Genomic DNA, 23,086 nt, shown 5'->3' on the forward strand with positions numbered 1-23,086 from the left:
GCGATGCCCTTACCCGTCTTGCCGCCTTCTCCTGATCTTGCCGGCCCGGCCGCCCCGGCGCGTTCGTCGCTGGCGGTCACCTGGTCGGTCTGGCGCGCCCTGATGCTGCGCGAGGCACTCACCCGACTGTTCGCCACGCGTATTTCGTGGGCCTGGGTGCTGTTCGAGCCGGTGTTCCACGTTGCCTATCTGCTGGCGCTCTATTCCGCCGTGCGGGTGCACAGCGTGGGCAACCTCGACACGCCGGTGTGGATCATGGTCGGCATCCAGACCTTCTTCCTGTTCCGCAAGACGGCCGATCACGTGGCCGGCGCCCCGGCCGACAATTCCGCCCTGTTTGCCTATCGCCAGGTCAAGCCGGTGGACACGCTGGTGGCGCGTGGCCTTCTGGAAGGAGCAAGCTGGCTGGTGATCACCCTGCTGCTGATCGCGCTCCTGGCGCTATGGGGCCACCCTTTTGCCCCGCAGTTCCCATTGGCGATGATGGGGGCCTGCGCGGCGATGTGGCTGCTGGGCGTGGCGTTCGGCATGGTGGTTTCGGCCTGCACTACGCTGATGCGCGAAACGCGCCAGGTGCTGCACATCGTGCTGCGGCCGCTCTACATGATTTCGGGGGTAATGTTTCCACTTGGCTCGCTGCCGGCCGACTGGCGCGCGCTGCTGATGCTCAATCCCCTGGCCCATGGCGTGGAACTGGTGCGCATGGCCTTGTCAGACAGCTATCAGGCCGTGCCCGAAACCGATGCCGGCTATCTCTTTGCCTGGGTTCTCGGGCTGCTGCTGCTCGGCCTCGCGCTGCAACTGCGCCTGGCGCACAAGGTGGGTGCGCGATGATCGTCGGGCGCGGCCTGTCCAAGCGTTACATGACCGCGCATGGCGCGGGGCCCTGGGTGCTCGACAACGCCAATTTCGTGATCCCGCCACGGGTCAGTGTGGGGATTCTGGGGGCCAATGGCGCGGGTAAGTCCACCCTGCTGCGCATTCTGGCGGGGGTGGACAAGCCGACGCGCGGCGCGGTGGAGCGGCATTGCCGCGTATCGTGGCCGCTCGGCTTTGGCGGCGGGTTGCAAGGCACGCTGACCGGGCGCCAGAACGCGCGCTTTGTCTGCCGCATCCACGGGCACGAGGATGACATTCCCGAACGCCTGGCGCGCATTGCCGAATTTGCCGCACTGGGCGACCGCTTCGACCAGCCGATCCGCACTTATTCCACCGGCATGGCGGCGCGCCTGCGCTTTGCCATTTCGCTCGCGTTCGATTTCGACGTCTACATTTCCGATGAGGCGACCTCTGCCGGCGATGCCAGCTTTCGCGCCCGCGCGGCCGAGGAGTTCCGCCGCCGCGCCAACCAGGCCAGCGTGATCATGGTCAGCCACGATCCCGGCACGCTCAAGCGGTTCTGTACTGCCGGCATGCTGCTCCACCAGGGCAGGCTGACCTGGTTCGACCGGCTGGGAGACGCCATCGCGGCCTACAAGGACACCCTGCCCGCATGAGCACCGACCTTGCCTATCCGCCTGCCCCCCCGGCCCCTGCCGCGCCGATCGCGCGCCGGCGGCGCCCCCCGGCCGATCTGCCCGAGCAGGACGCCGGGCCGGGAGAAGCGCCAGCCCTGCCGCTGTCGGGCCCGCGCGAAGCCCCTGGCGCCACCACGCTGCCGCCCGCCCGGCGCCCACGCTGGCGCGCGGCGCGGATTCGCCATCTGGTGCTGGGCCTGGCCGGCGCTGCCAGCCTTGTCGCCAGCGCCTATTGGTGCCTGATCGCCTCTGACCTCTATGTTTCCGAAACCGACGTGGTCGTGCAGCGGGCCGACATGGGCGCGATCGATCCGGGCGGGCTGGGTGGCCTGCTGTCGGGCCTGGCTGGCGCGGGCGGTGGCAACCGCAATGACCAGATGCTGCTGCGCAACCACTTGCTTTCGCAAGACATGCTCGCCCGGCTCGACGCCCGGCTGCATTTGCGCGCGCACTATGCCGATCATCGCCACGACTGGCTGTCGCGCCTGGGTGCCGCCAACGCGCCGATGGCCCGCTTTCGCGATTACATGAAAGCGCGCGTCCGCGTCGATTATGACGACAATGCCAGCGTGCTTCATGTGGAGGCCAGCGCCTATGACCCCGCCACGGCGCAGGCGATCGTGGCGGCCATGCTGCACGAGGGCGCCGCCTTCATGAACGCCAACGATCACCGCCTGGCCCAGACCCAGGTGGATTTCCTGGCCAGCGAGGCAGCGCAGATGGGCAAGCGCAACCAGCAGGCGCGCCAGGCCGTGCTCGATTTCCAGAGCCGGGAAGGCATGGTGTCGCCCGATGGCACGCTCGATGCCGTGGCCGGCACGATTGCCCAGCTCGAAGCGCGCAAAAGCGCCTTGCAGACGCAGTTGGGCACGCTGGAAGCCTACCTGGTTTCGGCCCATCCCGACGTGGTGGCCGTGCGCCAGCAGATCGGCGCGATCGATGCCGAACTGGCACGCGAACGCGCCCGCGCCGCCGCGCCCGAGCCGGGCGCGCTCAACCGCCGGGCTGATGCGTTCCGCCAATTGCAGCAGGAAGCGCAGTTCAGCCAGTCGCTCTACCAGACGACGCTGGCCGCGCTGGAAAAGGGGCGGATCACCGCGATGCAGGCGATGAAGCAAATCTCGGTGGTCCAGGCGCCAACCCTGCCCGAATATCCCGCGCGCCCGCGCCGGCTCTACAACGCCCTGGTCTTCACGCTCGCCGCGTTTCTTGCTGCGGCCATCGCACTGCTGCTGGTGTCGGTGGTGCGCGACCACGTCGACTGATCTTTCCCACCCTTCGGTTTGCCAAAAAGGAGCGCCTACCCATGCGCCGCACCTGCCGCCCCCTGCCCAGCCCTGGTCGGCTGGCGCTGGGCCTTTCGCTCGCCTTCGCCGCGCTGGCCGCGCCTTTGCCAGCACCGGCGCAGGGATTGCCGCCTGGCGTGATGGGCCAGATGCTGCAAAGCGCCGATCCGGCAACGCTGGCTGCCATTGCCAATGCCATGGGCAATACCGGCGGCAACGGCGCCAGCCTGCCCGCCATTCCGCTTGCCGTGCCGACCGCCAGCCCCAATCCTGCGCAGCCGGTGCCAGTGGACGGCGCGGCCCCGGCGGTGGCGCCAGGCAATGCGGCCGCCTCCGGGCAGTATGTTGCCAACGCGATCAGCCCGGTGTTCGGTGCGCAGCTGTTCACCGGCGCGTTTGCCCGCGCGGGCGCAGCGCATTTCAACCCGGATTACGTGATCACCGCGGGCGATCAGGTCGTGCTGCGGCTGTGGGGCGCATTCCAATATGCCCAGGTCCAGACGGTGGACCCGCAGGGCAACGTGTTCCTGCCCAACATCGGCCCGATCCATCTGGCCGGGGTGCGCAACCAGGATCTGCAACGCGTGATCACCGGGGCGGCGGCGGGCACGTTTCGCAGCAATGTCTATGTCTATGCTTCGCTGGCAGAGGCGCAGCCGGTGCGGGTGTTCGTCGGCGGCTTCGTGCGGCGACCGGGGCTCTATGACGGGACGAGCATGGACGGGCTGCTGCACTATCTCGATGCCGCCGGCGGCATCGATCCCGATCGCGGCACGTTCATCGATGTGGAGGTCAAGCGCGGGGAGCAGGTGCGCGCGCACGTGAACCTCTACCAGTTCCTGTTTCGCGGGGTGATGCCGCCCTTGCCGCTGGCCGATGGCGACGTGATCTTTGTCGGCCCGCGCCAACAGACGGTGACGGTGCTGGGCCTCGCCAACAATGCCAATGTCTTTGAATTTCCGCGTAATGCCCATCCCACCACGGCCGATGTCGCCCTGCTCGCCGGGCCGCAGCCGGTTGCCACCCACATGCGCATTACCCGCGCCACCGGGCCGATCCGCAATGTCGACTATCGCCCACTGGGCGAGGCCGGCGCTTTGCCGGTGGGCAATGGCGATACCATCGAGTTCACCTCGGACCAGAAAAACGGCACGATCACCGTGCGGATCGAGGGAGAGCATGAAAGCCGGCAGGAATATGTGCTGCCCTATGGCGCGCGCCTGGGCGACTTGTTGCGCCAGATCCGCTTTTCCGAGCGATCGGATGCCACCAGCATCCAACTGTTCCGGCAAAGCGTGAAGGACCGCCAGAAAACCATGCTCGACGCCAGCCTGCACAGCCTGGAGCAGGCCGCGCTGACCGCGCGATCGGGCACCAATGATGAAAGCCAGTTGCGCCACAACGAGGCTGACCTGATCCTGCAATGGATCGACCGCGCGCGGAAGGTGCAGCCCCTGGGCCAGGTGGTGATCGGGCAAGGCCCCGCGCGCGATGACCTGCTGCTGGAAAACGGCGATCTGCTGCGCGTGCCGACGCGCGATGGGCTGGTGCTGGTGAGCGGGGAAGTGCTGTTCCCCAATGCCGTGGCCTGGCAGGCCGGGCTCGACGCCACCAGCTATGTCGAGCGGGCCGGCGGCTTTACCCAGAAAAGCGCCGCCCGCCGGATCGTGGTGGCCCATGCCGATGGCAGTTTCGAGGAAGTGGCCGCGCAAAGCCGCGCGGTGCGCAGTGGCGATGATCTGCTCGTGCTGCCGCGCATCGACACCAAATCGCGCCAGATCCTCAAAGACATGACGCAGATTCTCTATCAGATCGCGGTTAGCGCCAAAGTGGTGCTAGGGCTTTGATCCGCTGCGCGTTTTTTGCTGTTCATGACTGGCGCGCGGCCCCTATGCTGGGTGCCTCAGCCCGCCGGAGACCGCATGATCGCCGCATTGCCACCGACGATCGAACCGGCCGTTCCAGCAGCATCGGCCACGACGCCGGTGCCGCCCGCGGCCGACGTGATCGAGGTGACCGCCGCGCGCACGCCCGCCACCCTGCATATCGACCGGCGCACCTACCAGGTGCAGCAAACCCCGCAATCGGCGCAGAAGGATACGCTGCAATTGCTGCGCGGGCTGCCCGCCGTGACGGTAACCCCTGATGACCAGATCCTGTTGCTGGGCGCCGGGAACGCCAGGATCTATGTCGATGGGCATCCCTACGCCGGCGATGCGCGGCAATATCTGCGCACGCTGCACGGCAGCGATATCGCGCGGATCGAGGTGATCACCAACCCTTCGGCGCAGTTTTCCGCCGAAGGCACGGGCGGCGTGATCAATCTTGTACTGCGCCAGGCACGGCACGCGGGCTGGTCGGGCAATGCCAGCGTGGAAACCTCCAGCTATGGCCATGGCCTGATCGATACCACGCTGCATTACCGACGCGGGCGGTGGAGCTATGAACTGAAAGCAGGCGGCAATATTGGCACGATGGTGCGCGCACACGATGCCGCCAGCCGCCACGTCGAGTCCGATGGTGGCGGTGCGGCCACGGCCTATACGCGATCGGGACAGAGCGATAGCGGTGGCACGGACGGCCGGCTAAGCGGCAAGGCGACCTATGAGATCGACGCCAAGACCACCGTGTCGCTGGGCCTGGGCGGTGGAGGCGGCCACGATATCACCCACACCCGCGCCAGCTATCAGGGCCTCACCCCCGATTTCAACAGCTTTGCCGAAACCCGGCGGTTGAGCAGCGTGGCCAGTTTCCTGACCGGCGAACTCGATGTCGATCATCGCGGCACGCGCGAGGGGGAAACGCTGACCGCCACGGCGCAGCTCTATACCAACCCCATGGTGCGGGACGAAACCGTGGCCCGGTTCAGCAACGGCGGTGGCTTTGCCACGGTCTTGCGCACTCCCACCACCACGATCGACGGGCAGGTGGACTGGAAGCACCCGATCGGCGCGCACCAGTTGCTTTCGCTGGGCACCAGTTGGCACCGCGACAGCACATCGCAGGCCTATTCCCTGAGCAGCGAGGCAAGCGACGGCGCACCGGCACCCCTTGCCAACGATCGCTTTGCCGGGCGCAGTATCACGCTGACGGCCTATGCCAGCGTGCAGCAGACGCTGGGCAAGCTGACCATCGCCCCGGGCCTGCGCGCCGAACGCAACGTGCGGCGGATTGACAGCCCGGGTGAAGACCGCCTGGTGCTTGGCCGCACCGCCGTTTTTCCCAGCCTGCATATCCAGTTCGCGAGCAGCAAGATGCTGACCCTGGCGGCCAGCTACAGCCAGCGGATCGAGCGGGCACCGCTCGACTATCTGCGCCCCTATACCGTGGTCGAAGACCCGCTCACCCTGTTCCAGGGCAGCCCTGCGTTGCGGGACCAGACCACCGCATCGTGGGAAGGCAGCCTGCAATACCGGCGCGGTGCGATCGAAACCAATCTCACTGCCTATTGGCGCACCACCAGCAACGTGTGGAGCACGACCTATGCCGCCACTGCGGCAGGGGCGAGCATCTATGGCTATGTCAATGCCGGCCGCAGCCGCAGCGCCGGCGCGCAGTTCGATCTGAGCGCGCCGCTGCTGCGCCATGTCAAGCTCAGCGCCAGCGCCAACTTGTTCGACCAGCGCAACCCGATCGATGTGCCGGGCGGGCAGCAGTTGCTGCACACCATGCGCGCCAGCACCAACGGCACGCTGGAATGGAGCGGCACCGCCCGGGGCGACGTGCCGGCTGACGTGGCGCAGGTGCAATGGTCCTACAACAGCCCGTCGCGCGCCTGGCAGGTGCGCGACGCTGCCTGGGGCGAAGCGAGCATGATCATGACGCACAGCTTTGATCGCACGCTGTCGCTGTCGGCCACGCTGCGCGTGCCGGGCCGCACGCGCCAGGAACTCTCCGCGCCGTTGATCCAGGGATCACACTGGCGCCAGCGCACCACGGAATTTCAGCTCAAGCTGCTCAAGACATTGGGCTGAACCGTGCCGGCGTCAGGCCAGGTCAGGCAGGGCGCGATAGCGGAACGCGCGGAACACCACCTGCCCCTTGCCGGCGGCAAACAGCGCGGGACGCAGGCTGAGCAGATTGTCGAGCGTGTTGGCGTTATACCCCTCGACATAGCTGCGCACGCCATGGCGCGTCCAAGCCTGGCCATCGAGGCTGTAGTAGAAGGTCACCACCTGCCGTTCGTTGGTAATGCGCATGTGCAGGCGGCGCGTGGGCGGCGCCGGTTCCTGCCAATAGGTCGGCTTGCCACCGCGATAGCTGATCATGCGCCGTCCATCGATGCCCATGCCCAGGAACAGCCGGTCATCGAAGAACAGCAGCAGGCCACCCTGCGTTTCGCCTTGCAGTTCGACGTCCACCTCGATCGCATAGGCGCGGTCCCCCACTTGCTGGGTCAGCACCGTGGCATCCTGCGGGCTGCTGCCCTTGGCAGCCAGCGCCAGGCTGTTGCCCGACACCTGGACGCGCGCGCTATCCGAAGGCGCGCTGGCATAGAGCGACCACAGGCGACCGAGTCCATCGGCGGCAAAGTCGTCGGAATGCGCAAGGCCATGAGGCAACGCCTGGCCGCCAGGCTTGGCCAGCGGCTGTGAAAGGTCACCCCCGGTGGCGCGGAACCAACCATCGGCGGTCCATTCGATGGGCTCGAGCAAGGTTTGCCGGCCCAACGTGAGATAGCCGTTTTCATACCCGTGATAGACCATGAACCAGCGCCCGCCCGGCCCTTCCACAACGGTGGCATGGCCGCGCGACCACCACGGGTCGGCATCCGATGCGGCGTGCACGATCGGGTTATGCGGGCAATTCTCCCAGGGTCCATTGATCGATCGCGACCGTGCGACCGCAACCATGTGCCCTGTCGCCGGGCCACTGGTGCCACCCACCGCATTGACGAGGTAGAACCACGGCCCGCGGCGAAACAGCTTGGGGCCTTCGGGAGACCACGCCTCGGTGATCCAGTCATCGGGATAATGCCATGCCTGGTAGGCGGTTTCGACCGGGCCAGCGGTAGCCAAACCATCGGCAGTCAGGCGCACCCGCTTGCCACCATTGAAGAACAGGTAGCGGTGGCCATCCTCGCCCACGACATGGCCAGGATCGATCAGTTCGCCGATCCCAAGATCGATGGGATCGCTCCACGGCCCCTCCATCGACGGCGCGTGGATGACGTAGATATTGGCAAAACTCGCGAGCGGCGGTGACCACGGCGCCTTCATGAACGGGATGTAGATGAAATAGCGATCGCCATGCTTGGCAATATCGACCGCGAACACGGTGCCCAGCGGCTTGGTCAGGGCCGGGCCGAGCGGGCGCCAGTTCACCAGATCGCGCGAATGCCAGATCAGCAGCCCGGGCGCTGCATCGAACGACGAATGCGTCATGTAATAATCATCGCCGTCCTTCAGCACCGAAGGATCGGGATAGTCGCCCGCCAGGATGGGGTTGAGGTAGCGCCCATCACCCATGTCGGCCTTGCGCTGACCCTCAATGCCGCGCGGCCAGGCAGGCCGGAACGACTGGCCGCAGGCACGCCGGTCGTCGGTTGCCAGCGCCTGCCCCGACGCCGCGCCCGCCCCGACGCCCGAGCCTGCCACGGCACTGGCGAGCGCGAGCTTGATGGTTGCGCGGCGGGTTTGCATTGGCCTCTCCAAATTAGAATTATCATACCTGTATGAACTGGGCGCTGGCGCATGGCAAGGTGGCACCAGGCGTGGCTGGCCGGAGGGGCGGGCCGGTATAGCGGCCATGACCAAATTGTCATGGAACACATCCTCCACCCCGCGCTTTATCGCCGCAAAGGAGATTTCTCGATGCGCAAGGCTCTGGTTCTGATCGCTGCGATGGCTGCCACTGCGACCGTTTCGGTCCAGCCGGCCATGGCCAAGGGATGCATCCGCGGCGCCATGGCGGGCGGCGTTGCCGGTCACTTCGTTGGCAAGGGCCATGCGCTGGCCGGTGCTGCGGCAGGTTGCATCGTTGCCCATCACCACTATGCCAAGAAGGCCCGTGAAGCCAAGGCCGCTGCGCACGCAGGCCATCCGGGTTGAAGATCACCCCGGAACGCCGGCATGCCGCGCTGGAGGCGCGCCGGGCGCTGAAAATGGCGCGCTCGGTGCACGCCTATGTGCGCGGCAATACGGCACAATTTTATGAATGGCTGGAAGCCTCGCCGGCTATGGCCCAAGTGCCGGTGGGGCCGAAGGTGTGGATCTGTGGCGATTGCCATCTTGGCAATCTCGGGCCGCTGGCCGATCGGCACCACGATTTTGCTGTCCAGATCCGCGATCTTGACCAGACGGTGATCGGCAATCCGGCGCTAGATCTTATTCGCCTGGGCCTTTCGCTGGAAACGGCGGCGCGCAGTTCAGACCTACCGGGCATTGTCACCGCGCAGATGCTGGCCGCGATGATCGACGGCTATTCCCGCGCGCTTTCCCCCGAGCCCGAAGACGATCCCACCGAGCCAAAGGTGGTGCGCGCGGTGCGTCGCCGTGCGGCCGGGCGCAAATGGCGTCATCTTGCCAACGAGCGGATCGACGGCCCCACGCCCAGCCTGCCGCTGGGCAAGCGTTTCTGGCCCTTGGCGGCGGCCGAACGCGACGCCATTACTGCTCTTTTCGACGATCCAACCGTGCGGACAAAGGCGCTGGCCCTGGCCGGGCATGCCGGCGAAGGGCGGGTGCGCGTGCTGGATGCGGCCTATTGGCGCAAGGGATGCAGTTCGCTGGGCCGGCTGCGCTATGCCGTGGTGCTTGGCGTTGGCGCGCAGGACAAAGGCCCGGAATACCTGGCGCTGGTGGATATCAAGGAAGCGGTGCATTCCGTGGCGCCAGCTGCCGATGGGGTGGCGATGCCCAGCAACCCGGCCGCGCGCGTGGTTGCGGGGGCCTGTGCGCTGGCGCCCAATCTGGGGGAACGGATGATCCCGGCCCATCTCTTGGGCAAGCCCGTGGTGCTGCGCGAACTGGCGCCGCAGGACCTCAAGATCGAGGTGGAGCAGTTCTCGCGCCGCCAGGCCGTGTCGGCGGCCTCCTATCTCGCCTACATCGTCGGCATGGCCCATGCCCGGCAGATGAGCGACGATGTGCGTCGTGCCTGGCAAGACGCATTACAACCGGCCCCTGCCGACGACCAGGCACCATCGTGGCTGTGGCGCAGCGTGGTCGATCTCGCCGCCCGGCACGAGGCCGGCTATCTCGACCATTGCCGCCGCCTGGCGTGATGCAGCCCGACTGACGGGCTCCAGGCGCCCGCCGGAAATCCGAATCTGCAGCGATTCCCGCCCTGTGGCGCGGGTGAAATCGTGCGCCAGCGTTATGCGCGCGGCGGGTCGCATCCGAAACGAAGTTAAATACTCAGTATTTGTGCGGATGGCGCTTTAGCCGCGTCCGCGATTGATTGCTTCCGGAGGTTTCTGGGCTCGCGAGGCGGGCGGAACTGGGGAATGATCCTTTCACCGGCAGCAACACGCCGCCGATCACTCGCAATACGGTCGCCCGCGCGGCGGTGGCTCCGGTCTGCCATCCACTGGCCGAACCACCGCCCGCCATGGCGGCCCACTGCGCACCGGTTTCGCGGCTTTGGCCGGGCGTGCCGCAACAGGCATTCCGTCCAAAGCCCGGGGCTCTGCAATCTTAAGGCTTTTGCCACGGGATATCACGTAGGAAAGGGGGCATGCGCCATGGCCACTGCGGCGCCTTTGAGGGATGAAACCGAAGAGATGATGACCCCAGCCCACCGCTTCAAGCGGGTTTCCGTGATCGGCCTTGGCTATATCGGCCTGCCGACGGCCGCCGTCTTCGCCTCGCGCGGGATCGAAGTGATCGGTGTGGACGTCAACGAAATCGCCGTGCAGACGATCAACAAGGGGCGCATCCACATCGTGGAGCCCGATCTTGACATGGTCGTCCACGCCGCTGCCCGCGAAGGTCGCCTGCGCGCAACCTTGCGGCCAGAGCCGGCCGACGCTTTCCTCATCGCCGTGCCCACGCCGTTCCGCGATGGGCACGAGCCGGACCTTTCCTATATCGAGGCGGCTGCCAACGCGATCGCCCCGGTTTTGGCCAAGGGCAACCTGGTGGTGCTCGAATCCACCTCGCCGGTCGGCACGACCGAGCAGATCGCCGCGTGGCTGGCGCAGGCACGGCCCGACCTGACTTTCCCGCAAGATGCGGGCGAGGCCGCAGACATCGCCGTGGCCTATTGCCCCGAACGCGTGCTGCCCGGGCATGTCCTGCGCGAACTGGTGGAGAATGACCGCGTGATCGGCGGCCTCACCCCGCGCTGCTCGGCCGAGGCGGTCTCGCTCTACAGCACGTTCGTGAAGGGCGAATGCGTGGTGACCACAGCGCGCACGGCGGAAATGTGCAAGCTGACCGAAAACGCCTTTCGCGATGTGAACATCGCTTTTGCCAACGAACTATCGATCATCTGCGACAAGCTGGACATCAGCGTGTGGGAGCTGATCCGGCTGGCCAACCGCCATCCGCGCGTCAACATCCTGCAGCCCGGCCCGGGCGTGGGCGGACACTGCATCGCGGTGGACCCGTGGTTCATCGTCAACCGCAGCCCGGAAGAGGCGCGGCTGATCCACACAGCGCGCCAGGTTAACGACAGCAAGCCACACTGGGTGGTTGAAAAGGTGCTGGCCGCCGCCCGCGCCGTCGCCGCGCGCAAGGGCTGCACGGCCGATCAGGTGCGCGTCGCCACCTTCGGCCTCGCCTTCAAGCCCGATATCGACGATCTGCGCGAAAGCCCGGCGGTTGATATCGTGAAAGACCTGTCCACCCATTTCACCCGGCCCTTGCTGGTCGTGGAACCGAACATTGCCGTGCTGCCGCCCGCGCTGGCGGCCTGCGGCGTGGAACTGATCGATGGCTTCGCCGCCCTCGATCAGGCCGATGTCTGGACCCTGCTGGTTGACCATCGCCCGTTCAAGACCGTTTCGCCCAAGCGGCGCGACGGGGTGGAGATCGTCGACGCGCGCGGGATCTGGACAGACTGAGCACCCGATCCGCCAGGCCTGCTGTCTTATACGCAGCCGGGCCGGCGGATGACGCGGCCGAGGTGGCGCATTGCCACCGGCGATGCGTTTCGGATCGGGTGTTCGCCACAGCTATGCTCGCCCCGCCTGGCCGGGGCGCCGTGGGGAGCCGATGACCGACACGCAAACCCTTGCCCATGCGCTGCCCGCGCCATCATTCCCTGCGCCCGCGCTGGCAACTGCATCGGCACTGGCCCTGTCACCAGCGCTGGGCCAGGAAAGCGGGGTCATGCAAGGCGGCAATGACGGCGCCCGTATCTCCCCCGGCGATGACGACCACAGCGACGCTGCCGCAGATGCCGCCGCCGCTCCGTGCGTCAACCGTGGCGACAGCGCGGCACTGCTCGCAGCCGATCTCGCCGCCCATGCCGCAGAGGCGGCAGCGTGGCGCGCCGCCGCCCAGCACGCGCGCCTGGCCGCGGCGCAGCAGGCCGAGCGGCACGAACGCGCCTTGGCCAGCTACGAAACACGCGTGGCGGCGCTGGAAGATTCGCCGGCCTATCGCCTGGGAGACGCGCTGTTGCAGCGCTGGCGCAAACCGCAGCGCTGGCTCGGCATGCCTGCCGCGCTGCTTGCGCTGCGCCGTCCGGCAACGCGTCCCTCCCCCGCCATCCCCGCCTTGCCCGAAGCCACCCCGGCGCAGGACGATGCCTTGCCACAGGTTTCGCCGCCCGCCGCTCTCCCGCCTCTGCCGCGCCTGTCACCCACGGCCCTGTCACGGGCAGAGGCCCAGGCCGCGCGCAAGGCCCAGCAACACGAACGCCGCGCCCGGATCGCGCGGGCCGACGCCCATGCGGCACGGGCACGAGCGCTGCGCCAGTCTGATCCCGTGGCGGCCGCGCAGGCCGCGCAAGAGGCCCATGCCGCCGATCCGCAACCGTGGCGGGCGAAATGGCTGGCATTCCGGCTCTATGATGCTGGCGAACTGACCCGGCCCGCCGCGCTGCTGGCCGGCCTGCCGGCCGATACCGCGCTGAGCGGATCGGAAAGCAGCCGCGCGCAGCAGATCCAGGCCCTGGCTGCCATGGCGCAAGCGCTGCCAGACCTGCCGCCCGTGGCTGCCCCGGCCTATGACCCGCGCCCGCAAAGCCTGCTCTATTGCGCTGCCAGCGCCCTGCCCTGGCACACCAGCGGCTATACTACCCGCACCCAGGCCCTGTTGCGTGCCCTGCTGGCGCAAGGCGTCGATCTGGTGGCCCTGACCCGCGCCGGCTATCCCTGGGACCGCGCCGACAGCAGCGGCACGCCAGAAGCCATGGCCAGCAGCCACGAGGGCCTCGATTGGCAGCACTTGCGCCAGCCCAGCCAGTCCCTGCCGCTCGACATCTATATCGAGCGCGCCAGTGTGGGCATTGCCCGCCTGGCCAAGGCACGCCGCGTCGCCGCGATTCACGCCGCGTCCAACCACGTCAACGCCCTGCCCGCGCTGATCGCGGCGCGGCGTCTGGGCATTCCCTTCCACTATGAACTGCGCGGCCTGTGGGAAATGAGCCGCGCGGCCAATGTACCCGGCTTTGCCGGCAGCCAGCGCCATGCCCTGGGCCTTGAGCTGGAAGCCTTCGTGGCGCGCCATGCCGATCGGCTCTTTGCCATCTCGGCGGCGCTTGCCGATCATGTCATCGGGCAATGGGGCCTCGATCCTGCGCGCCTGGCCTTGCTGCCCAACGGCATTGATGCACCCGCCTTTGCCGGGATTGCCGCCGCGCGCCACGCCACCACCACGATCGGCTATGCCGGCGCGCTCGTCGCCTATGAAGGGCTGGACCTGTTGCTCGATGCCCTGGCCATGCTGCATGCGCAGGGCCTGGCCATCGACTTGGTGATCATGGGCGATGGCCCCTTGCGCGACAGCCTGGAAGCGCAGGCCGCGCGCCTGGGCCTGGCGCAGGCCGTCACTTTCACCGGGCGCCTCGAACCCGATGCCGCGCGGGCACGCATGGCCGCCTGCCACATCGCCTGCCTGCCGCGCCGCCGCAGCGCGGTGACCGAACTGGTGCCGCCGATCAAGCTGGTCGAGGCCATGGCCCTGGGCCTGCCCGCCGTGGTGCCCGATCTGCCGGTGTTCCGTGCCGAGGCGCAGGAGGGCGAAACCGCGCTGTTCTTCACCCCTGGCGATGCCGCAGACCTGGCGCGCGCCATTGCCGCCCTGGCCCGCGCCCCCGCCATGGCCCACCGCATAGGCCAGGCCGCCCGCGACCATGCCACCGCCCATCGCGACTGGGCCAGCATCGCACAAGTCATTGCCCAGACGCTGCGCGAGCCGGAACCTGCGCCCGCCCCCCTGCCCGAGCCTGCCCTGCCGGCCACAACTGACGGCGATGCTGCGCGCCATGCTGCCGAACAAGCGCTGGCCCAGGCTGCAACATGGACACGCGAGGCGCGCGCCCTGGCCGCAACAAACCTGCCAGCCGCGATCGCCCTAGCGGAACAGGCGCAGGCCATCGATCCACAACCTTGGCGCGCCAAGTGGCTGGGCCTGCGTCTGGACGAGGCCGGTGAGACAGCACGGGCGATAGACCTGTTGCAGTCGCTGCCCACAGACCTGCCACTCAGCCGATCGGAAGCGCGGCGCATCCAGCAGATCCTGCATCCCCCCGCGCCCGAACCGGCCCCCGACCCGGCGGAACTGGCCGCCGCGCAGGCCGCGCGGGAACGGGCCCATGCCCAGGCCCTGGCCCGCACCCTGACCGAACAGGCGATGCAGCTTCAAGGCCGCGATCCACTGGCGGCGGCCCGGCTGGGCGAGCAGGCCTATGCGATCGATCCGCAGCCCTGGCGCGCCAAATGGCTGGGCCTGCGCCTGCACGAAGCCGGCGAAACCGCGCGGGCGATAGGCTTGCTCCAGGCCCTGCCCGCTGACCTGCCGCTGAGCCGATCGGAAGCGCGGCGCATCCAGCAGATCCTGCATCCCCCCGCGCCCGAACCTGCTCCCGATCCGGCGGAACTGGCCGCCGCGCAAGCGGCGCGGGAACGGGCGCAGGCCCAGGCCCTGGCCCGCACCCTGACCGAAGAGGCGCGCCAGATTCAGGACAGCGATCCGCTGGCGGCCGCCCGGCTGGGCGAGCGGGCTTATGCCGCCGATCCGCAACCGTGGCGGGCGAAGTGGCTGGCATTCCGGCTCTATGACGCTGGCGAACTGACCCGGCCCGCCGCGCTGCTGGCCGGCCTGCCTGCCGATACCGCGTTGAGTGGATCGGAAAGCAGCCGCGCGCAGCAGATCCAGGCCCTGGCCGCCATGGCGCAGGCCCTGCCAGACCTGCCGCCCGTGGCCGCGCCGGCCTATGATCCGCGCCCGCAAAGCCTGCTCTATTGCGCTGCCAGCGCCCTGCCCTGGCACACCAGCGGCTATACCACCCGCACCCAGGCCCTGCTGCGCGCCCTGCTGGCGCAAGGCGTCGATCTGGTCGCCCTGACCCGCGCCGGCTATCCCTGGGACCGCGCCGACAGCGCGGGCACGCCAGAGGCCCTGGCTAGCAGCCACGAGGGCCTGGAGTGGCAGCACTTGCGCCAGCCCAGCCAGTCCCTGCCGCTCGACATCTATATCGAGCGGGCCAGCATCGGCATTGCCCGCCTGGCCAAGGCACGCCGCGTCGCCGCGATTCACGCCGCGTCCAACCACGTCAACGCCCTGCCCGCGCTGATCGCGGCGCGGCGCCTGGGCATTCCCTTCCACTATGAACTGCGCGGCCTGTGGGAAATGAGCCGCGCGGCCAATGTGCCCGGCTTTGCCGGCACCGAGCGCCATGCCCTGGGGCTGGACCTGGAAGCCCTGGTGGCGCGCCAAGCCGATCGGGTCTTTACCATCTCGGCGCCGCTGGCCGATCATGTCATCGGGCAATGGGGCCTTGATCCCGCCCGCCTGGCCTTGCTGCCCAATGGCATCGACGCGCCCGCCTTTGCCACGATTGCCGCCGCGCCGCTTGCCACCACTACCATCGGCTATGCCGGGGCGCTGGTCGCCTATGAAGGGCTGGACCTGCTGCTCGATGCCCTGGCCATGCTGCATGCGCAGGGCTTGCGCATCGACCTGGTGATCATGGGCGATGGCCCCTTGCGCGAAAGCCTGGAAGAGCAGGCCGCGCGCCTGGGCCTGGCGCAGGCAGTCAGCTTTACCGGCCGGCTCGAACCCGATGCCGCGCGGGCACGCATGGCCGCCTGCCACATCGCCTGCCTGCCGCGCCGCCGCAGCGCGGTGACCGAACTGATCCCGCCGATCAAGCTGGTCGAGGCCATGGCCCTGGGCCTACCCGCCGTGGTGCCCGATCTGCCGGTGTTCCGTGCCGAGGCGCAGGAAGGCGAAACCGCGCTGTTCTTCAACCCCGGCGATGCCGCAGATCTGGCGCGCGCCATTGCCGCCTTGGCAAATGATCCCGCCCTAGGCCGCCGTATCGGCCAGGCCGCCCGCGACCATGTCACCGCGCATCGCGACTGGAACACCATCGCACAAGCCATCACGCAGACGCTGCCAAGCCGCGATATCGACGCGCAGGACGAGGCGGCAGACCTCGCCGAAGCGAGCGACAGCGGCTGGATCGTGGCCGATGCGCCCAAGCTGATTGCCGCGCTGGGCAACGATGACTTGGCCAGCGTGAGCGCCGCCATGGCTGCCACCGCGTTTGCCGATGCGGCGCAAGCCGCGCGCGAATGGCTGCGCCTGGGCAAGGCGGCAGGCGAAGCGGGCCAGCTTGCCGCCGAATGCCGCGCGGCGCAGGAAGCCGTGGCACTTGACCGGGGACTGGGCACCCTTACCGGCGCCTATGCCGCCGCACAGCGCGCGGGGGCATTTGACCATTGCGCGCGCTGGATGCTGGAAATGCGCCACCATCCTGATGTGCGCGCCAATCCTGCCGCCCAGGCGCGGATCGAGCGCTTGGGCCAGGGGCTGGCCGGGCAGTTGGACCTGCTCGCGTTGATCGCCCCGCGCGGGCCACGGCTGCTCGCGCCGGTGCCGGGGCGGATCTGCTACATGCTGCACAACAGCCTGCCCTATGCCACCGGCGGCTATGCCACGCGCACCCATGGCCTGGCGGGCGGACTGATCGCGGCGGGTTGCGATGTGGTGGCAATGACGCGGCCGGGCTTTCCCCATGATGCGCTGCCAGACCTTGCCGACAGCGCCGTGCCCGAGGCTGACGTGATCGACGGCGTGCCCTATCTGCGCACGCCCACGCCGGCCCGCACCGATCTGCGCTATGTGCACTATATTCCCGCCGCTGCCCGCGCGCTGGAAGAACGCTATCGCGCGCTGCGCCCGGCACTGGTGATGGCGGCATCGAACCATCTCGTGGCGTTGCCCGCGCTGATCGCGGCGCGACGGCTGGGCATTCCCTTTGCCTATGAAGTGCGGGGTTTTTGGGAAGTGACCAAAATGTCACGCGAGGAAAGCTATCGCGCGACGCCGGCGTATCAGGTGCAGGAACGGCTGGAGGCCGCGATTGCCCAGGCGGCAGACCAGGTGTTCACGCTGACCGAGCCGATGGCCGAGGAACTGGCGGCACGCGGCGTGGCACCGGGCCGCATCGCGCTGCTGCCCAATTCCTGCGATCCGGCGCGCTTTGCCCCACGCCCACGCGATGCTGCGCTGGCCCGCCAGTTGGGCATTCCTGCGGACGTGCCGGTGATCGGCTACATCGGCACTTTCGTGGATTACGAAGGGCTGGACGATCTTGCCGCTGCGTGCGCGCTGCTCAAGGCGCAGGGCTGCGCGTTCCGCCTGCTGCTGGTGGGCAGCGAGAATACCAGCAGCACCATGGACGGCCCGATTGGCGCAGCGATTGCCGCCATGGCCGAGAACAGCGGCTTTGCCGACTGGCTGATCATGCCCGGCCGCGTGCCGCATGAAGCGGTGGAAAGCTGGTATTCGCTGATCGATATCTGCCCGTTCCCGCGCAAGCCCTGGCCGGTCTGCGAAATGGTGTCGCCGATGAAGCCTTTGGAAGCGCTGGCGATGGAAAAGGCCGTGGTAGTTTCCGACGTGCGCGCGCTGGCCGAGATGATTGCCGATGGGCACACCGGGCTGGCCTTTGCCAAGGGCGATGTGCCTGCCTTGACTGAGACGCTGGCGCGGCTGATCGCTGATCCAGCCTTGCGTGCCTGGCTGGGCCGCCGGGGCCGCGCATGGGTTGCGGCGGAGCGCACCTGGCGCGGGGTGGGCGAGAGCGCGGCGCGCCTGTTGCACCCGCTGCTGGCACTGGATCATACACCGCTGATGCTGGAGGCGGCGCAATGACCAACATGAGCGCCTTTGTCCGCAGCCTGCGCCGCAAGCTCGCCACGCTGCGCCCCGGTGACAACCGCTTCAACGTGCGCACCCACACACTTCTGGCCCCACGCGGCCGGGATACGGTGCCGATCGCATTCCGTGTGCGCCTTGTTCCGCAGGCGACGCGCATGGTAGTGAGCCTGCACGGCGCGGCCGATCCGGCGCGACGCCACCGCGGGGTGTTCAACGGCTTCAATCCCGATCTGGCCGATTGCATTCAGGTGTCGGTGAGCGATCCCTCGCTGCAGGTGCCGGGCGATTTTGCCATCGCCTGGTATGCCGGGCACCAGGGTTTCGACACGCCCGCGCTGCTTGCCCGCGCCTTTGCCGAAATGGCCAAGGCCTGGGGCATCGAACGCACGATCTTTTTCGGCACGTCGGGCGGCGGATTTGCCGCCCTGGCGCAATCGCACGCCATGCCCGGATCGATTGCCGTGGTGGGCAACCCACAGACCCGCATCGCCCGCTATCACGCTCCGCTTGTGAGTGCCTATCGCGCGGCGTGCTGGCCTGCGCTGGCCAGCAATGCTGCGCTCGATGGGGTGATCATGGCCGATTGCACCGCGCTCTATGGCGCGGGCTTTCGCAACCTGGTGGTCTATATCCAGTCGCTGGGCGATCGGCACCATCGCCGCGCGCACATGCTGCCATTTGCGGCGGCGATTGCCGGGCTGACCGAGGCCGATCGCGTGCTGTTCCACAGCGATTTCCATGGCGTTCACGGCCACAGCCTGCCGCGCGATGCCTATGCCGACTGGTTGCGCGCCGCCGTGATCAGCCCCACCGCCACGCCGGCCGATCTGCTCGACACCTGGCATGCGCTGCGCCAGCGCCCGGCCCCGCCCACAGTGCCGGGCGGCGGCAAACCGGCCAAGGCCAAGCCCGGCCAGGTCGATGCCGCCGCGCAAGCCGCCGGCACGCGGCTGGAAGCCTGGCTGCGGCACCAGTTCACCAGCGCCGATGCCGCCACGCCTACTACGTCATTGCCTGCACCAGCCAAGGAACCTGCCTGATGCGCAACCCCTATCGCGGCCTGCCGCCGCGTGCCTTTTGGACGAGCGCCGTGGCCGAGCGCCACTTGGCAGACATTGCCGAACTGTGGGACCCGATCGCGCTCTCGCCTGAAGACCGCATCGCCACGGCCGGCAGCTGCTTTGCCCAGCATATCGGCCATGCCCTGGCCGCGCGCGGCGCGCACTTCCTCGATTGCGAGCCGCCGCCGCCGGTCTTTGCCGATGCGGATGAAGCGCGCCGCTTTGGCTATGGCGTGTTTTCGTGCCGCTATGGCAACGTCTATACCGCGCGGCAGATGCTGCAACTGGCGCAAGAGGCGCTGGGCCGCCGGCGCCCGGCCGAGGTGGTGTGGGAGCGCGAGGGCCGCTTTTATGACGCGCTGCGCCCTGCCGTCGATCCCGCCGGGCACGCCACCGCCGATACCGTGCCGCTGGCGCGGCGCCTGCATCTGGGGGCGGTGCGCACCATGCTGGAAACCATGGATGTCATGGTGTTCACCCTGGGCCTGACCGAATGCTGGGAAAGCCTGGCCGATGGCACGGTCTATCCCACGGCGCCCGGCACTCTGGCGGGCAGTTTCGATCCTGCGGCCCATGCCTTTCGCAATCTGCGCCATGCCGAGGTCTTGGCCGACATGGCCGCGTTCTGGGCCCTGGTAAAGGAGGTGAACCCTGCCGCGCGCATGCTGCTGACGGTTTCGCCCGTGCCGCTGATGGCCACGGCCAGCGCGGAGCATGTGCTGCCGGCCACGGTCTATTCCAAATCGGTGCTGCGCGCCGTGGCGGGTGATCTCGCCGCCGATCATGACGATATCGCCTATTTCCCCAGCTATGAGATCATCACCGGGCACCCCAGCCGGGGCATGTTCTTCAACCCCGATCTGCGCACGGTGAACGCAATGGGAGTTGATCTGGTGATGCGGCATTTCTTCACCGGCCCGCTGGCCAGCGCCTTTGCCCCACAGGGCCACGCTCCCGCAACCGAGCCGGAGGCCATCTGCGAGGAAGGCCGCATTACCGAGACGCTGTGACGCTTCCCTCTTGGCCAAGGACCATGACGCCCGTGCCCCCATCCCAGCGCCTGCCGCTTGAAACCTTCATCGTGCTGTGCGGCATGCCCCGCTGCGGCACGCGCCAGTTTGCCGATTTCCTCAATGCCCATCCGCGCCTGTGCCTGCAGGGTGAGATCCGCAGCGGCCTGATCCAGACCATTCGCGCCACGCTGGCCGCAGGTGATCGCGCCTATGCCACGGGGTATGCCGCCAACTATTACCGGCAAAAGCGCGCGCAGGGCGTGATCGACCTGTTTACGCTGCTGTCCAAGGCGCGGCGGATCAGCAAGCCGGGGGCCGATCTGCACGGCTTCAAATGCCCGCAGATGGAACGGCAGAGCGCCGCGATCCATGCCATCGTGCAGCCGGCGTTTGCGCGGCTGGTGTGGTTGCACTGCATCCGCAACCCGGCCGATTGCTGGCTCTCGCTCAAAGCCATGCCGTGGTTTTCCGACGATATGGACCAGTTCGTGGAGCGGTATTGCGACAGCCTGGACCAGGCGCGTGCGATTGCCGATGCGCCGGCCGCCGAGGGTCTCGACACCCGGATCAGCCCGCTCGATCTCGATGCCTTCATCGCGGCGGCAGACAAGCCTGCCTGGCTGGGGCGCCAGCTGTTTGCGCCGCTGGGCCTGGCGCCTTCACCCGAAGACCTCACTCGCATTGCCACCACGACAGACAACCGCAACGCCACGGCGCGCGCCACCGGCAGCGCGCGGGCGACGGCGCTGGACATGGCCGACCACGCGGCGATGGGGCGCCATGCGCCAAGGTTGGACCAGGCGATTGCCGCCTACAATGCGCGGTTCGGCACCGCGCTGGCGCTGCGCCTGCCGGTGGCAGAGGCGGTGGCGGCATGATCCGCCCCGGGCTTGTCGCCTTGGCCTTGCTGGCCCCGATCGCCGCACACGGGGCCACGCTCTATCTGGCGCCTGATGGCAACGATGCGTCCGATGGCCGCAGCGCCAAGACGCCGCTGGCCACGCTGGGCGCGGCCATCACCCGTGCGCAGCAGGCACCGGCGGGCGAGGAAACCCGCGTGATCGTGCTGCCCGGCGTCTATCGCGGGCAAATTGCGGATATCGACGGGCGCCGCCTGCATGGCCCGTTGACCCTGGCCGGGAGCAACGCCGATCCGGCTGCCTATCCGGCGTTTGTGGGCGATGGCAGCAGCACGTGGCTGCACTTTCGCGGCGCGGAGGGGCGCGACAGCGGGTTGACGGTGCGCGCCTTGCGTATCGCGCACTATGCCACGGCGATCAGCCTCAACGGCAATCGCAACGATCCGGCCGCGTTCAACCGGGGCACCGTGCTGGAAAACCTGGTGCTGGCGCAGATCGGCACGGACACGGGCTCCGCGCCAGGCCTGGCCCTGTCGACCGCCGCGATCCGCCTGGTCAATGCGCGCGATACCGTGGTGCGCGGGGTGTTCTTCCACACCATCCGCAATGCCCCGCGCGATAAATGCGGCGGCCTCCACGCGATCTATCTGGCCAGCCATTCCACCGGCGCACAGATAGAGGGCAACACCTTTCAGGATTTCTGCGGCAGCGCGATCAAGCTGCGCGATGCCTCGGGCGGGGCCACGATCCGCGCCAACCATTTCCGCGATGCCGATGGCGCACCGGCCATCGAGGAGTGGTTCTGCGACATGGCGCGCACCGATGCCTGCACCAAGGCGGGCGGGGAATGTCCCTCCACCGGCATCCGCGTAACCGGCAACGATTTCGACAATCTGCCGGAAGACCGCCGCGTGATCGTGCGCGGATCGCGCGTGGCGCTATCGTGGTGTCCGCCGGGCAGCGCCACGGCGCCGCGCTTTCTGCTCGATGGCGGGCAGACGCTGCCGTGATCCTCGCGCCCTTTGCCCGGCTCAAGATCGCGCTGGTGGCCGATGAGTTGACACGCGCCTGCCTGGCGCCGGAATGCCAGGTGATCGATGTGCCGGCACTGGCCACGGCCTATGGCTTTCACCGCCTGCTGGCCGCCGCGCGGCCCGACATGCTGCTGGTGGAAAGCACCTGGGCCGGATGGGCGCAGACCTGGCAATATCGCGTGGCAAGCTATCCCGACCATTGGCTGCGTTCCAACCGGCGGCTGCGCGTGCTGGTGCGAATCGCCCGCGACATGGGCATTCCCACGGTGTTCTGGAACAAGGAAGACGGGGTTCATTTCGACCGTTTCATCGCCAGTGCGCGGCTGTTCGATCATGTCTTTACCGTCGATGCCAATTGCCTGGCGCGCTATCGTTCGGTGATGGGCGCGGATGCTTCGGTCCATGTGCTGCCGTTTCCGGTGCAGCCGGCCTATCACCGCTTTACCGGGTTTGCCTTTGCGCGCCGCCAGGCCAATTTCGTCGGCAGCTATTCCACCCATGTGCACCCGGCGCGGCGCGCCTGGCAGGACATGGTCTTTGCCGCCGCGGTAAACAGTGGCCTGGGGCTGACGGTCTATGACCGCAATTCGGCGCGGCCATCGCCGATCTATCGCTATCCCGCCAGCGCCGGGTTGACCGTCCATCCGGCCGTGGCCCATGCCGAAACCGCGCGCATCTACAAGGAAAACCTGGTCTCGCTCAACGTCAACACGGTGACGGATTCGGCCACGATGTTTTCCCGCCGGCTGGTGGAGATCCTGGCCTGTGGCGGCATTGCCGTCACCTCTGCCGCGCGATCGGTGGATACGCTGTTTGCCCGGTACTGCCACGTGGTGCGCGATGGCGCGCAGGCGCAAGACCTGTTTGCCCGGTTGTGCCACGGCCCGCAGCGGGATGACCTGGAACGCGCCCGCGCCGGCGCGGCGCATGTCGCCGCGCACCACACCTGGGACCGCCGCCTGGCCGAAGTGGCGGCGGTGGCCGGGGTCTGATCCCCACGGCCGGCACGCCACTGGCGGTGGATGGCTCCATAT

General features: G+C 68.1%; 15 protein-coding genes. 14 read left to right on the forward strand and 1 reads right to left on the reverse strand.

Annotation, left to right across the window (positions count from 1 at the left end; genetic code table 11):
• Positions 1 to 3: 3 nt before the first annotated feature.
• The 5 genes from ABIC78_RS14665 to ABIC78_RS14685 all read left to right on the forward strand — a co-directional run bounded on the left by ABIC78_RS14665 (position 4) and on the right by ABIC78_RS14685 (position 6,777).
• Positions 4 to 834 (forward strand): ABC transporter permease, encoded by an 831-nt coding sequence (locus tag ABIC78_RS14665; protein WP_354490499.1) that lies wholly within the window; start codon positions 4 to 6, stop codon positions 832 to 834.
• Positions 831 to 1,496 (forward strand): ABC transporter ATP-binding protein, encoded by a 666-nt coding sequence (locus ABIC78_RS14670; protein ID WP_107718793.1) that lies wholly within the window; start codon positions 831 to 833, stop codon positions 1,494 to 1,496. Before ABIC78_RS14665 ends, ABIC78_RS14670 begins: the two co-directional genes overlap by 4 nt.
• A complete protein-coding gene (locus ABIC78_RS14675; protein ID WP_354490502.1) occupies positions 1,493 to 2,782 on the forward strand; it encodes a KpsE/RkpR family capsule polysaccharide export protein in 1,290 nt (429 codons plus the stop codon). Before ABIC78_RS14670 ends, ABIC78_RS14675 begins: the two co-directional genes overlap by 4 nt.
• 41 nt (positions 2,783 to 2,823) lie before the next feature.
• The gene (locus ABIC78_RS14680; RefSeq protein ID WP_354490504.1) at positions 2,824 to 4,650 is read left to right on the forward strand and encodes a polysaccharide biosynthesis/export family protein; all 1,827 of its coding nucleotides are present in this window, start codon (positions 2,824 to 2,826) and stop codon (positions 4,648 to 4,650) included.
• Positions 4,651 to 4,725: 75 nt separating this feature from the next.
• Complete coding sequence (locus tag ABIC78_RS14685) at positions 4,726 to 6,777, forward strand: TonB-dependent receptor (protein WP_354490506.1); 2,052 nt, start codon at positions 4,726 to 4,728, stop codon at positions 6,775 to 6,777.
• Positions 6,778 to 6,789: 12 nt separating this feature from the next.
• Here ABIC78_RS14685 and ABIC78_RS14690 read toward each other — a convergent pair whose 3' ends face one another.
• Complete coding sequence (locus tag ABIC78_RS14690) at positions 6,790 to 8,445, reverse strand: family 43 glycosylhydrolase (RefSeq protein WP_354490508.1); 1,656 nt, start codon at positions 8,443 to 8,445, stop codon at positions 6,790 to 6,792.
• Positions 8,446 to 8,616: 171 nt separating this feature from the next.
• On the opposite strand from ABIC78_RS14690, the gene ABIC78_RS14695 reads away from it, so the two are divergent.
• The 9 genes from ABIC78_RS14695 (at position 8,617) to ABIC78_RS14735 (ending at position 23,044) form a co-directional block, all read left to right on the forward strand.
• Positions 8,617 to 8,853 carry a hypothetical protein gene (locus ABIC78_RS14695; RefSeq protein WP_028657447.1) on the forward strand — a complete coding sequence of 79 codons (237 nt, stop codon included), beginning with the start codon at positions 8,617 to 8,619 and terminating at the stop codon, positions 8,851 to 8,853.
• Positions 8,850 to 10,028 (forward strand): DUF2252 family protein, encoded by a 1,179-nt coding sequence (locus ABIC78_RS14700; RefSeq protein WP_054132056.1) that lies wholly within the window; start codon positions 8,850 to 8,852, stop codon positions 10,026 to 10,028. Before ABIC78_RS14695 ends, ABIC78_RS14700 begins: the two co-directional genes overlap by 4 nt.
• 498 nt (positions 10,029 to 10,526) lie before the next feature.
• Positions 10,527 to 11,810, forward strand: a complete 1,284-nt coding sequence (gene wecC / locus ABIC78_RS14705) for a UDP-N-acetyl-D-mannosamine dehydrogenase (protein WP_354490511.1) — start codon at positions 10,527 to 10,529, stop codon at positions 11,808 to 11,810.
• Positions 11,811 to 11,961: 151 nt separating this feature from the next.
• Positions 11,962 to 18,078: a glycosyltransferase gene (locus ABIC78_RS14710; RefSeq protein ID WP_354490513.1), complete on the forward strand. Its 6,117-nt coding sequence runs from the start codon at positions 11,962 to 11,964 to the stop codon at positions 18,076 to 18,078.
• Positions 18,075 to 19,124 (forward strand): hypothetical protein, encoded by a 1,050-nt coding sequence (locus ABIC78_RS14715; protein WP_354490515.1) that lies wholly within the window; start codon positions 18,075 to 18,077, stop codon positions 19,122 to 19,124. The genes ABIC78_RS14710 and ABIC78_RS14715 overlap by 4 nt, the downstream gene beginning before the upstream one ends.
• Entirely contained in the window at positions 19,124 to 20,155 is a 1,032-nt protein-coding gene (locus ABIC78_RS14720) for a GSCFA domain-containing protein (RefSeq protein ID WP_354490517.1), read from the forward strand. Before ABIC78_RS14715 ends, ABIC78_RS14720 begins: the two co-directional genes overlap by 1 nt.
• Positions 20,156 to 20,187: 32 nt before the next feature.
• Positions 20,188 to 21,036: a hypothetical protein gene (locus tag ABIC78_RS14725; RefSeq protein ID WP_327195879.1), complete on the forward strand. Its 849-nt coding sequence runs from the start codon at positions 20,188 to 20,190 to the stop codon at positions 21,034 to 21,036.
• Entirely contained in the window at positions 21,033 to 22,028 is a 996-nt protein-coding gene (locus ABIC78_RS14730; protein ID WP_354490519.1) for a right-handed parallel beta-helix repeat-containing protein, read from the forward strand. The genes ABIC78_RS14725 and ABIC78_RS14730 overlap by 4 nt, the downstream gene beginning before the upstream one ends.
• A complete protein-coding gene (locus ABIC78_RS14735) occupies positions 22,025 to 23,044 on the forward strand; it encodes a CgeB family protein (protein WP_354490521.1) in 1,020 nt (339 codons plus the stop codon). Before ABIC78_RS14730 ends, ABIC78_RS14735 begins: the two co-directional genes overlap by 4 nt.
• The last annotated feature ends 42 nt before the right edge of the window (positions 23,045 to 23,086 follow it).

The organism is Novosphingobium sp. 1529, from assembly GCF_040544855.1.
Taxonomy (GTDB): domain Bacteria; phylum Pseudomonadota; class Alphaproteobacteria; order Sphingomonadales; family Sphingomonadaceae; genus Novosphingobium; species Novosphingobium capsulatum.